Origin of the sequence: Paenibacillus sophorae (genome assembly GCF_018966525.1) — a bacterium.
GTDB lineage: Bacteria > Bacillota > Bacilli > Paenibacillales > Paenibacillaceae > Paenibacillus_AQ > Paenibacillus_AQ sophorae.
On sequence record NZ_CP076607.1, the window covers coordinates 2,267,585 to 2,280,294 of the forward strand.

Annotated in this window: 12 protein-coding genes; 8 read left to right on the top strand and 4 right to left on the bottom strand. The window is 49.0% G+C overall.

All coding sequences use genetic code 11. The features are described 5' to 3' along the window. Positions 1 to 14: 14 nt before the first annotated feature. Together KP014_RS10790 and KP014_RS10795 are read left to right on the top strand one after the other, a co-directional pair. On the top strand, positions 15 to 836 hold the full coding sequence (locus KP014_RS10790; RefSeq protein WP_036599333.1) for a Cof-type HAD-IIB family hydrolase: 822 nt from the start codon (positions 15 to 17) through the stop codon (positions 834 to 836). Positions 837 to 893: 57 nt separating this feature from the next. Then, a complete protein-coding gene (locus KP014_RS10795) occupies positions 894 to 1,523 on the top strand; it encodes a YfbR-like 5'-deoxynucleotidase (RefSeq protein WP_036599331.1) in 630 nt (209 codons plus the stop codon). A 62-nt stretch (positions 1,524 to 1,585) separates the two neighbouring features. Here the strand turns inward: KP014_RS10795 and KP014_RS10800 are convergent, their stop codons facing one another. The 3 genes from KP014_RS10800 to KP014_RS10810 form a co-directional block, all read right to left on the bottom strand. Next, complete coding sequence (locus tag KP014_RS10800; RefSeq protein WP_036599329.1) at positions 1,586 to 2,083, bottom strand: arsinothricin resistance N-acetyltransferase ArsN1 family A; 498 nt, start codon at positions 2,081 to 2,083, stop codon at positions 1,586 to 1,588. Positions 2,084 to 2,106: 23 nt separating this feature from the next. Further along, positions 2,107 to 2,919: an arsenite methyltransferase gene (locus tag KP014_RS10805; RefSeq protein ID WP_036599327.1), complete on the bottom strand. Its 813-nt coding sequence runs from the start codon at positions 2,917 to 2,919 to the stop codon at positions 2,107 to 2,109. A gap of 61 nt (positions 2,920 to 2,980) precedes the next feature. Next, the gene (locus KP014_RS10810) at positions 2,981 to 3,430 is read right to left on the bottom strand and encodes a MarR family winged helix-turn-helix transcriptional regulator (RefSeq protein ID WP_036599326.1); all 450 of its coding nucleotides are present in this window, start codon (positions 3,428 to 3,430) and stop codon (positions 2,981 to 2,983) included. Between the two features lie 458 nt (positions 3,431 to 3,888). Between KP014_RS10810 and KP014_RS10815 the strand changes: the two genes are divergently transcribed. The 5 genes from KP014_RS10815 (at position 3,889) to KP014_RS10835 (ending at position 9,956) form a co-directional block, all read left to right on the top strand. After that, positions 3,889 to 4,908 (top strand): LacI family DNA-binding transcriptional regulator, encoded by a 1,020-nt coding sequence (locus KP014_RS10815; protein WP_036599325.1) that lies wholly within the window; start codon positions 3,889 to 3,891, stop codon positions 4,906 to 4,908. 63 nt (positions 4,909 to 4,971) lie between these two features. Further along, positions 4,972 to 6,321 (top strand): ABC transporter substrate-binding protein, encoded by a 1,350-nt coding sequence (locus tag KP014_RS10820; protein ID WP_036599324.1) that lies wholly within the window; start codon positions 4,972 to 4,974, stop codon positions 6,319 to 6,321. A gap of 90 nt (positions 6,322 to 6,411) precedes the next feature. Then, entirely contained in the window at positions 6,412 to 7,719 is a 1,308-nt protein-coding gene (locus tag KP014_RS10825) for a carbohydrate ABC transporter permease (protein ID WP_036599323.1), read from the top strand. An 11-nt stretch (positions 7,720 to 7,730) separates the two neighbouring features. Beyond that, the gene (locus tag KP014_RS10830; protein ID WP_036599322.1) at positions 7,731 to 8,558 is read left to right on the top strand and encodes a carbohydrate ABC transporter permease; all 828 of its coding nucleotides are present in this window, start codon (positions 7,731 to 7,733) and stop codon (positions 8,556 to 8,558) included. A gap of 57 nt (positions 8,559 to 8,615) precedes the next feature. After that, positions 8,616 to 9,956, top strand: a complete 1,341-nt coding sequence (locus tag KP014_RS10835; RefSeq protein WP_036599321.1) for a sulfatase family protein — start codon at positions 8,616 to 8,618, stop codon at positions 9,954 to 9,956. Between the two features lie 129 nt (positions 9,957 to 10,085). Here KP014_RS10835 and KP014_RS10840 read toward each other — a convergent pair whose 3' ends face one another. Continuing rightward, the gene (locus tag KP014_RS10840; RefSeq protein ID WP_036599319.1) at positions 10,086 to 10,949 is read right to left on the bottom strand and encodes an AraC family transcriptional regulator; all 864 of its coding nucleotides are present in this window, start codon (positions 10,947 to 10,949) and stop codon (positions 10,086 to 10,088) included. A 116-nt stretch (positions 10,950 to 11,065) separates the two neighbouring features. On the opposite strand from KP014_RS10840, the gene KP014_RS10845 reads away from it, so the two are divergent. Further along, positions 11,066 to 12,703, top strand: a complete 1,638-nt coding sequence (locus KP014_RS10845) for a glycoside hydrolase family 13 protein (RefSeq protein ID WP_281426459.1) — start codon at positions 11,066 to 11,068, stop codon at positions 12,701 to 12,703. The last annotated feature ends 7 nt before the right edge of the window (positions 12,704 to 12,710 follow it).

Sequence of the window (12,710 nt, forward strand, 5' to 3'; positions counted from 1 at the left end):
GGAGCGAGTGCGCCATGATCAAAGCTATTTTCAGTGACATTGACGGAACCCTGCTGAATTCGCGGCACCAGATTACACCGGAGACCAAAAGCGCCATACAGAAGGTGAAGGACCGGGATATTCCGTTTGTTCTCGTTTCGGCCCGGATGCCAAGCGGGATTCTTTCTCTGCAGCAGGAGCTTGAAATCAATGCGCCCGTCATTTGTTATAGCGGCGCTCTTGTCCTGGGCGGAAGCAACAGCGGGGGCCAAAGGGAAACCCTTCACAGTGTCGGAATGGGCAAGACCAGCGTCGATTTACTGCGCAGCATCGTAAGCGCGGGCTTTCCGGGCATCAGCTTCAGTCTGTACAGCCATGACCAGTGGATTGTCGGCGACCGCTTCGACCCATGGGTTATTCAGGAGCAGGAGATCATTAAGGTCGAACCAATAGAGCGCGAGCTATCCTCTTATATTGAAGAAAATCATGAGATTCATAAAATATTATGCATGGGTAACCCGCAGGAGATTAATCGTCTAGCGGAAACACTGAAAAGAGCAGTTCCGGGCGTCAGCATCTATAAATCCAAAGACACTTACCTGGAAATCATGGACGAAATGGTGTCCAAATCGTATGCGATCCGCGAACTGGAAGAGGTGCTTCATATCTCCAACCGGGAGCTGATGGCGATCGGCGATAATTATAACGACATCGACATGATCTTGTACGCGGGACTGGGGATTGCGATGGGGAATGCGCCGGAGGAAGTGAAGCGGATTGCCGATACGGTCACATTAAGCAATGACGAGGACGGCTTGAAGGACGGAATTGAGAGATTTGTTTTAATATGCTCATAACATAAGCATTTTATAGTAGAAAGGAGACCTTCATGACAAAAAAAGGTGGCTGAACCGATGGGAATTCATGCATATTTCCGGTCTTTGGGCGGGCTTGAGCGGATAATCCGCTGTCCGGGGAAATTCAAATTCGAGGAACACAGTGTCGCGGCCCACTCGTGGAAGGTGGTGCAGTATGCCAAGACGCTGGCAGATATCGAGGAACAGCATGGCGTGAAGATCGACTGGAAGAAGCTTTACGAGATTACGAGCAGCCATGATTATGGCGAAATCTTTATTGGCGACATCAAAACGCCTGTAAAACATTCCTCCCCGCAGCTTCGGGCGCTGATCCAGCAGGTGGAAGAGGGGATGGTGCACCATTTTATCGAAGAAAATATCCCGCCCGAATTCAAAAGCATCTTCTACAACCAGCTGCGCGAGGGCAAGGATGATTCGGTGGAAGGGCGCATTCTCGAAGTCGCCGACAAGCTGGATCAGGTGTACGAGGCGTTCGCCGAGCTGCAAAAGGGCAATACGGAGAAGGAATTTATCACGATGTACCGCAGCGCCCTGATGAAGATTAAGGACATCCCGCTGCACTGTGTTGGCTATTTTCTCGACCGCATCCTGCCGGATCTCGTGAACGAAGAAACGATTTCCCCCGTCGACATCAGACGAATAACGGAAGAAGCTTTGGCCAATTAGTATCAGATGAGGCGAGTAATTTAAGCAGAGCCTAACACGCCGTTAGGCTCTTTGACTGTGTTCTAAAGCATCTTCTCCATAATCATAACATCGATCGGTTGATTATCTATGACCCCTTGTTTTTCAAAGACGCCGACCTCGCGGTAACCCATCTTCCGGTATAACCCTTGGCCCATCTGATTAAAGGGGAAGGTAAACAGCACGATTTTGTAAAAAGCTGATGCTTTCGCTGTATGCTCCAAGGCTTGAAGGAGGGAACTTCCGACCCCCTGCCCGCGAGATTCGCGTTCAATATAAATGGAGAGGTCGGCAACGCCGTTATAAGCGCAGCGGTGGGAATACGGATTAAGGGCGGCCCAGCCGACAACAGTATTGTCTTTTTCAGCCACCAGGACGTTGTAACGGCCCTGATGTTCCCGGAACCAGGCTTCCATGTAGGCCATATCTTTGGTATCCGTTTCCAGGGTTGCAATGCGGTCCTCAATCCCTTGGTTATAGATGCGAAGAATATTCGCGATATCTTCTGAGGCTGCTTCCCGTATCGTAGCGGTCGACTCCATAAGCCATTCTCCTAACGGTATGATTATTTTTTGGTTGCTGTAATGACGGCGGAGACCAGATAATCCTGCATATTGGCCCCGGGAACCCAGTCTTTAATGAAGGATCTGGATTCATCCTTCGGCTCGATGGAAATATCGGTAAAACCGCTTTGCCGCAGCATGGATTCCAGATTCATGATCGGCGAGGCGCCCGAAATACACCCTGTGTATAGTTCATCTATATTGTTCGTGATTTCCGGCGGAAATTCCGCCGTGGCCACGACATCGGATACCGCAATCCGGCCGCCCGGTCTCAGAACCCGAAACGCTTCATGGAATACCTGCTGCTTATCAGGGGAAAGGTTAATCACGCAGTTCGAGATAATAACATCAACAGATTGATCGGCAAGCGGAAGATGTTCGATTTCACCGAGCCGGAATTCGGTATTGGTAAACCGGCCTTTTTCGGCATTATTCCGGGCGCGGCTGATCATCTCCGGAGTCATATCGACGCCGATGACCTTGCCGCTGTCTCCAACCTGGCGGGAAGCAAGGAAGCAATCAAAGCCTCCGCCGCTGCCGAGATCAAGCACCGTTTCACCAGGCTTTAACTCAGCAATAGCTTGAGGATTGCCGCAGCCAAGCCCCAAATTAGCGCCTTCCGGAACGGCGGACAATTCATCATTTGAATAGCCAAGTCTAGCGGAGATCGCATTGTAGTCGGTTGGACCGTCGTAGCAGCTGTTTGAGCTTTCGGCAGAGCAGCAGGAAGTAGGAGCCTCTGCCTGTTGTACCGCGACCTGCTGGTACCGGCTTCTAACCTTTTGGCGAATCTGGTCATGGGTAAGTTTGTTCATCATATTCTCTCCTTGTATATAGAATTATACTTGCAAAATGCAACTATAAAAGCGGGGAAAATCACCCGGTGACAGGTGCGCAGCATCTGCTTGATTTCCCCATGGCTTCGTTAAAAAGCTGTACCGAACGCAAGACTGTTTCTTTTTCAAATTCAGTCATGTAGGAGAAGGCTTCTTCCAGGTAACTGTTCATTTGCTGATCGATGGTCGCAGCAACTCTCTTTCCCTCCGCTGTCAGAGAAAGGGTAAATACTCTGCGGTCATCGGGGTCCGGCGTTTTTTTAACAAGATCCAACTTAATCAAGGACTGCACCTGCCGGCTAAAGGTAGTAACATCCGTTCCCAGCGTCTCCGCAACCTGCTGCATGGAAGGATTGTCCCGGCGTTCCACTTCGTGGAGCAGATGGCTTTGGGCCAGTGACAGGTTGATTCCGCCTACGCTGCAGCAGTCTTTATTCAGCAGACCCAGGCGCCTGGTCATGATTTGAAACAACTCGCGTGCATTTTCCATTGGCTTCACCTCATAGATTAGTTATAGCGTAAATATTTGCAAAATGCAATTATAATTTTCTAAGGCAGCCGATATTGAGCAATGCACTTGAGATGCATTAGCTAAGGTGTATCAAGAAGAGGACCGGGACAGCGCCACAGTCATCATTTGAAGTTACTTTAATAGGGTGGCAGGCTGCCAAGTGATATCATCAGCCAAGTTATTAATTCATACTTGACCCATTGGATTTATCGTGATATATTTTCTCCAATGAAAGTTTCAATTTCATAAACGAAGAGCCCACTGGACAAACCAACGGCCTACCGATCTCTATCAAGAGCGAAGTAGGCCTTTTTCTATGTGCTGAAAGGGGTTGAGTGGAATTTTGACGCAAGCTTGTACATGTAACTGAAGAAGCTTTGCACAGGAAACTGAAAAGCTTTTCAAGTAGAAAAGTTGTCCAGTGAAAGGTGATTGAAATGAAAGCAACGATCAAAGATGTGGCGAGCCTCGCCAGTGTATCCATCAGCACGGTATCCCGAGTGTTAAACAATCCCGAATTGGTCGTTCCAAGAAAACGTCAGAAGGTTCTTGAGGCCATCCGTGAGCTGAACTATTCGCCGAATGCCTTGGCGAGAGGGCTTATACATAAACGGACCGGTACGCTGGGAGTGTTGATTCCGGATATTTCCAATCTTTTTTATTCCGCTGTGCTTAGAGGAATGGAGGATGCCGCGAACCGCTCGGATTCCAATCTCATTATTTGCAATACGGATACAAGCGCCGCACGCAGGAATTCTATCCTGAAGGTGCTGTACGAGAAGCAGATTGACGGCGTGATTTGGACAAGTGAGCCGCTTCCCAGCGACAGTTATGAAATGTTTGCAAAGCTCGATTTTCCGGTGGTGCTGGCGGCTACGCATAGTCTGGATTATAACCTTCCTTCTGTAAAAGTTGACGATGAACAGGCAGCCTACGACGCGACGGTGTATCTGATTGGGCGGGGGCATACCCGTATCGGCATGATCAGCGGTCCGAAGAACGATCCCATCTCCGGTTATCCGCGGATTCAGGGCTTTCTCCGGGCATTAAGGGATCATCATCTCAAATTCGACGAAGCGGTCTGTGTGGAATACGGGAAATACCATTTTGAGGATAGCTATGAAGCGATGAAACGCCTTCACGGGAAATATCCCGAAATGACCGCTGTATTTGCCTCCAGTGATGAACGGGCTTTGGCTGCTATTTCCTACCTGCATGAGAATCAGATCCGGGTACCGGATGATATCTCCGTGATCGGATTTGACGGCACACGGATGGCGGGCATGAGCTTTCCAAGGCTGACGACGGTAGCCCAGCCGCTGTATAACATCGGTTATTTGGCGGTGGACAAGCTTTTGAAAGTGATCAATGGAGACCACATCGGGGAGCTTCGAACCTGTGTGCCCCATCAGATTATCGAACGCAATTCCGTAATCGACTGTCCGCAGCCAATCTGAAAAGCTTTTCCATTTTGTAATAATTGTAACCTTTCAATAAAATTCCCGAGGAGGACTAATCAAATGAAAACAAAAGCAGGGAAATGGAGTATGGCGTTGATTCTGACAGGGGTACTGCTCGCAGGCTGCGGCAACTCCGGCAATAATGGTTCAGGCTCGGGAAGCGCAAGCGGAGAATCCAGCGCGGCGCCTTCCGCAGGGGCTTCAGCGGCGGCTTCTGCGTCACCGGCTGCGGGCGAGAAAGTGAAGATCGTCTTCAGCCAGGGCGCAGACCAGACGGACGGCACCAAAAAGCTGGTGGCAGCCTTTGAAGCGCAGCATCCGGACATCGATGTAGAGGTTCGCGAATTCCCGAATGATTCCTCGCAAATGCATGACCAGCTCCTTACCATTTTGAGCGGCCAATCCTCCGAGGTGGATGTCTTGAATCTGGATGTGACTTGGCCCGCCGAATTCGCTCAAGCCGGGTTCCTGCTGCCGCTGGACCGGTATATTGAGCAGGATGGCATTGATACGAATGAATACTTGAAGGGCGGGATTCAAGCCGGATATTACAACGGCCAGCAGTGGGCGTTCCCGAGGTACAACAATGCGGGTCTGCTCTACTATCGGACCGATCTGGTCAAGAAGGTTCCAACCACCTGGGATGAACTGCTGAAGCAGGCGGAGGAACTGAAAGGCCAGGGCGGGACGAAGTACGGCTTCGTGACTCAAGGCAAGCAGTATGAGGGTCTGGCTGTCGGTTTTACCGAACTGGTTAACGCTTATGGGGGCCAAATTATCGACGATCAGGGCAATGTTGTCGTGAACAGCCCTGAGGCCCTGAAGGGACTCAAGAAGCTGATCGAGATCCAAACCTCGAAGGCAGTTCCTTCCAACCTAAACACTTTTACTGAAAAAGAAACCTTGACCGCGTTCATCGAAGGCGACGCCGTATTCGCCCGTCATTGGCCGGCCTTGTACGCACAAGCCAACGATCCCAAAGTATCCAAAATTGTCGGTAAAGTAGGCATCGCGCCGCTTCCGGCCGGTGATGCACGTTCCGCTGCGGCGCTGGGCGGCTGGCTGGGCGCCATCAGCAAATACTCCAAGCATCCGAAGGAAGCTTGGGAATTCCTGAAGTTCCTGATCAGCGAGGAAGGAGAAAAAATTGTAGCGATCAACAATACGCAAACGCCGACCTACCTGAAGCTGTTCGATGATCCGGAAGTGCAGAAGGCCAGCCCGTTGTTTGCAAATCATGATTTCGTGAACGGACTTGGCAGCGCGGTTCCGCGTACCATTACACCGCAATACGCCAAAATCTCCGGGCTGATTCAAGTGGAAGTCTCCAAGGCGATCGCCGGACAGCAGACCGCCGAGCAGGCACTGGCCCAGTTGGAGACGCAAATTAAAGCCGCTGTTTCTCAATAAGCGTCATTCAAGTCCAATAAGGCGGGTGTAGAGCCGTATTTACGGCTCTCACTCGTTTTTGACTGAACTCGAATAAAGGGGTGTCATACCATGCCGCTTAAGAAAAAAAACCAATGGAAAGAAGGAAGAGCGGCATACGCCATGATTCTTCCCGCCGTGCTGATTATCGCCGCCGTTGCGCTCTGGCCGCTGCTCCGTTCCTTCTGGATCAGCTTGTTCGATCTCCGGCTCAATGATCCGACCCGCAACGCCATCCACTATTCGTATTCGGTGAATGTCGAGCAGTATGCCGACCGCCTTCCCGGTCTGCTGAGGACAGTGAAGCGGGAAGCCGGAAATGCCAGAGACGGCGCGTCGCCTGGTCTGTCTGTTGCCCAGAAGAAATTAGAGGCTGTCAGCGGAGAGCTTGAGGAAGACCCGGCATTTCGGGAAAGGCTCGCTCAGGTTAACGGGCTGCTGGATGCCTTCTCTCCGGTCCCGCAGGAGCTGCGGTTCATCCCGGTGGATAACGCAAAGGCCGAGCGGTTGAAGGCAGAGCTTCAAGGAATTCGGAAGGAGCTTATCGGACTGAAGGCAGACGGATCCTTGGAACGCCCGGATGAAGTCATTGGACTGACCAGCGCTCTGCTCGACACGTTCCAGGCTCCCAATTTTGTAGGTTTATCGCATTATAAAGACTTGATGTCGGGTCGGCGGTTGTGGGAGTCGCTAGGGAACACCCTCTTTTTTACCGTATTTGCCGTGGCGCTGGAGATGCTGCTGGGACTTCTGATTGCGCTGCTGCTTAACCGGACCTTCCGGGGACGCGGGCTGGTGCGTGCGGCGGTGCTCATCCCCTGGGCAACGCCAACCGCCGTATCGGCCATGATCTGGCATTATCTGTACGATGGGCAGAACGGCATTGTCGCGAAGCTGCTGTACGAAGCCGGGCTGATTTCGGATATGGGATCACTTCTATCTTCCGGCTCCATGGTTATGGGTTCAGTCATTATGGCGGATGTCTGGAAGACGGCTCCTTTCGTGGCTCTGCTGCTGCTTGCCGGTCTTCAGAACATTCCCGCTTCGCTGTATGAAGCCGCCTGGGTGGATGGAGGCAGCAGGTGGAAGCAGTTTGTGCATGTAACCGTGCCGCTGCTGAAACCCGCATTTTTCGTCGCGCTGATGTTCAGAACGCTGGATGCCTTCCGCGTATTTGATCTGATCTATGTGCTTACGGGAGGCGGCCCCGCCAATTCAACGGAATCCGTATCCATCTATGCGTACAAAACGATGTTCAGCGAACTCGATTTCGGCAAAGGCTCGGCGCTTTCCGTTATTGTCTTTGTATGTGTGCTGTTGATCAGCATGGTCTATGTCAAATGGCTTGGAGCCGACGTTGTCGGCAGGCGCGCCGGTTAAGGAGGGAGAGCATGAATCAAAAGACGGGTCCGCTGTTTTATACCGCCATTGCCGCTTTTATAGGGATTGTGATTTTTCCGTTTCTGTGGGTACTGCTTGCTTCATTAAAAGCCCCCCTGTATCTATACGGAGAGTATGCTTTCAGTGTTAAGGTCCCGGAGTACACGCTGCACAACTACATTTCCGTCTTTACGAATCATCCTTTTGGCAGGTATCTGCTGAACAGCTTCACGGTCGGTGTGCTGACGATGCTTCTTTCGATCAGTATTGCGGCCTTTGCTTCGTATGCGGTGGCAAGACTGCACTTTTTTGGAAAAACCTTTTTTCTCGGCATTCTGCTGGCCGTATCCATGCTGCCACAAATCGCCACATTGTCGCCGCTGTTTTTATTTATGCAGTCCACCGGTTTACGTAATACGTACGCCGGGCTGGTCATCCCCTATACAACCTATGCCCTGCCGATTGCAATCTGGTATATGACAACGTTCTTTAAGCAGATTCCGGTCGAGTTGGAGGAGGCGGCCAAAGTGGACGGCGCTTCCTTGCTGGGCATTTTTGGCCGGGTGCTGCTGCCGCTCGTGTCGCCCGGGCTGTTCACAACGGCCATTATCGTGTTCGTGGACGCGTGGCATGAGTTCCTATTCGCTCTGACGATCAATACGAAGCAGTCGATGATGACGGTGCCCGTCGGCATTGCCATGTTCCAAGGTGAGTTTACATTTCCGTGGGGAGAAATTTCGGCGGCGACCGTGACGGTGACGGTTCCAGTGGTGCTGCTCGTACTGTTGTTTCAGCGCCGGATTATTGCGGGCCTGACGTCAGGCGCGGTGAAACAATAATACGGCCAAGTGACAAAGGGAATTTCATTCTGACCCAATTAAAAAGGAGGATATGAAATGAAGCGTAAAAATATTTTGCTAATGATCTCGCATGACACCGGCCGGTATCTGGGCTGCTACGGACAATCGGTTGAAACGCCGGCTATTGACGCTTTAGCTGAGGAAGGGGTGCGGTTTGACAATTATTTCTGCCCGGCGCCGCAATGCAGCCCGAGCCGGGGGAGCATCCTTTCCGGCCTGTATCCGCAGCGTCATGGAATGATCGGGCTAAGCCATCTCGGCTTCTCCATCGATCCGGAGGTAACAACGCTGCCGATGAGCCTAAGCGAAGCCGGATATGAAACCGCGCTGATCGGCTTCAGCCATGAAACGATCGGCGAAGCCGGAGGCGACCGCACCTCATCTACATATAAGCTGGGATATGAGACGGTTCTCCCGGTGCCGGGCGACCGGGCAGGGGATGTCGCGGAGCGGGTCGTCTCTTTCCTGGAGGAAAAAGCGGCAGGGCCGCAGGAACGGCCGTTTTTTGCTTCGGTCGGTTTTTTTGAAACCCACCGCGATTTCGACGAATACGCGCCGGTGGCCGATCCGGCCGATGAGATCGTTCCGCCCCCGTATCTGCCCGACACGGAGCGGGTACGGGAAGACTTTGCGCTGCTGCACGGCTCGGTCAAGACGCTGGACCAAGGCATCGCCCGCATCATGTCCCGGCTGGATGCATTGGGACTAGCGGAAGATACGCTGGTGATCTATACAACGGATCACGGCATTGCTTTCCCCCGGGCCAAGGGCACCCTGATGGATGCAGGCCTTGAGACCGCTCTTCTTATGCGATATCCGGGAACACTCGAAGGCGGGCAGGTCAACGGCCATTTGCTCTGCAATGTTGATCTGATGCCGACCCTACTGGAGTTTGCCGGAGCGGAGGGGCCGGAGGACATCGATGGAGTCAGCTTTTACAGGCTCCTGCAGAATGCGGACGGGCCCTCTACACGCGACCATTTTTTCGCCGAGCTGACCTGGCATGACCAGTATCATCCGATGCGGGGCGTCCGCACCGACCAGTACAAATATATCCGCAATTTCGAGGACGGGCCTTCCGTTTATTTGCCGCTCGACATTCACCTCAGTCCCTCCGGCCGTGAGGTGCGGGAGGATTATTACAAGCCGAATGTGCCTGAAGAGCTGTACGACCTGAAGGAAGACCCGCTGGAGGAGAGAAATCTGGCCGGTGCCCCGGCTTATGAAAAAATACTGACGGAGCTGCGCCGCAAGGTGGAGGATTGGATGAAATCAGGCGCCGACCGGCTGTTGAACGGTAAAGTGCCGGGTCTCGCTGCACCCGGCTGGCAGGAGCAATATGAGAACGGCAGCGCGTACCGTTCCAAGCGGGGATAGAGGTTTAAAAGATAAAGCGGCTTTTCCATAGGCCTTTTGCGAATACATGTCAAGGCAAACCAGGCATAGCATGAATTCGGACTGGAAGCAGGTCTTCACGCATTGTGCGTTAACACCTGCTTCTTTTTGTTAATTATCATAAACCATTTTTCTATATTGCGACGGAGAATAGTGCTTGTACTCTCTAAATTTACGAATAAAATAGCTGAAGTTTTCAAAACCCACCATCAAGGAAATCTCTAAAACTTTCAACTCGCTATTTTTTAGCAGTTTCGCTGCTTTTTCACATCGGTATTCATTAATATACGTAACTGGATTTTTCCCTACAGCTATTTGAAAGTATTTTGAAAAATAATTTTTGTTCATTCCTACAAGCGAAGCTAAGTCCTCAAGAAAAATTTTATCATTGTAATGTTCCTCAATATATAGGATCACTTTTTTGATTTTTTCTTGTTTGACTTTTGTATGAAGTCGATTTTCCAGAAAGAGTTTTCTTTCATATAAAAGATCGATGACTTGAAGGAGAATCACTTTAATACGCAAGGATGAGAGCTTGTTTCCCCCCTTTTTTATGGCAATGATATTTCGTAACTTTCCTGATAACTCCTCTTTTGATTCCTTATCTAAATGTATGCCACAAGGAAATTGCAAGGCGCCCGAGGTAATCGGCTTGATAATAGCTTGCTGGCATATGTCTGGATATTCAAAATTCAATAACTGGGGATGAAAAACAATAGCATGATGAATGGATGGACCGTTTGAGGTAACTTGATGCAAGTCTCCAGAATTGATAAAAACAAAATCTCCTTTGGAAACATGTATGATTTCTGAATTGATCGTCACCTCTATTTCTCCTTCTTCAACATAAATAAATTCTAATTCTTCATGCCAGTGATACCCTACATAATAATCGGTTTTACGTACCTTACTGTATATATGCAACGGAAAAGACGGAGTGCCATGAATAGAATTTTCTTTTAAAGATGATTTCATTCTTATTTTCTCCTTAAAAGTGAGAATAGTATTATAAATTTTGAAAATGTGCAAGAAAGAACTGCTAACATTCATTATACTGAAGACGTTTCCAATTGACAAAAAGGAGAGCAAAAATGAAAGAGATTCAAAAAAAATGGTGGCACAAAAGTGTTATTTATCAAATATATCCCCGTAGCTTCTACGACAGTAATGGCGATGGAGTTGGCGATTTACAAGGCATCATTCAAAAGTTAGACTATGTAAAATTATTAGGCGCCGACGTCATTTGGCTAAGTCCCGTTTATGATTCTCCCAACGTAGACAATGGCTACGATATTAGTGATTATTACTCCATCTCATCGGAATTTGGAACCATGGAAGATATGAATAAATTGTTATTAGAAAGCAGCAAGCGCGGCATTAAAATTATTATGGATCTTGTTGTCAACCATACCTCAGACCAGCATCCGTGGTTTATAGAAGCAAAAAAATCAAAAGACAATCCGTACAGAGATTATTATATCTGGCGCGATCCGGTTAACGGCAAAGAACCCAACGAACTGAAATCGAATTTCGGTGGTTCAGCGTGGCAATTTGATGAAACAACCAACCAATACTATTTGCATTTTTACAGCAAAGAACAGCCCGACTTGGACTGGGAAAACAAAAAAATGCGTAGCAGCATCTGGGATATGATGAACTTTTGGATTAACAAGGGAATTGGCGGCTTCCGTATGGATGTGATTGATTTGATTGGAAAAGATCCCGATAAACAAATAAAAGAAAACGGGCCTAAACTTCATGATTATTTGCAGGAAATGAATCGAAAAACGTTTGGAACCAAAGATTTGTTAACGGTTGGAGAAACGTGGGGCGCGACAACTGAAGACGGGAAACTGTACTCTGACCCCAAACGCAAGGAATTGAGCATGATCTTTCAGTTTGAACATATTCAGCTAGATAAAATTCCGGGCAAACAAAGATGGGATTTGAAAAAGCTAGAGCTCAATGAACTAAAGCAAGTGTTAAGCAAGTGGCAATATGCTTTAAACGAAGATGGTTGGAACAGCTTATTTTGGAACAATCACGACCTGCCCCGCATTGTATCGAGATGGGGGAATGACCGTGAATATAGGGTGGAGTCTGCCAAAATGTTGGCCACTTTATTACATGGAATGAAAGGAACCCCCTATATCTACCAGGGAGAAGAAATCGGCATGACAAATGCTGCTTTTGAGTCCATAGAAGATTATATGGATATTGAAACTCAAAATATTTATAAAGAACGAAAAGCAGCCGGTTTTAGAGAAGAAGACATCATGGAATCGCTCTATATGAAAGCAAGAGACAATGCCAGAACCCCAATGCAATGGTCGAATGCAAAAAATGCAGGATTTTCTTCAGGAAAACCATGGATGAAGCTTAATCCCAATTATCCTTCTGTTAATGTGGAAAGCGCTTTATATGATTCGGATTCTGTTTTTTATCATTATCAAAAATTAATCAAGATTCGTAAACAAAATTACACACTTATTTATGGGACCTATCGTCTTCTTGATTCGGAACCCAATATTTATGCTTACGAACGGATACTCGAAAACAAAAAGCTGCTTATTGTATGCAATTTTTACGAACCGGAAGCCACTTTTTCTTACTATCCCGAAAGTCATTCAGCCGTAAACATTTTAATTAGCAACTACAGCCACTCGAGCAGCGATTTAAAAAACATCACATTGCGTCCGTATGAAGCCATTATATATGAAATCATCTGAAAGAGGG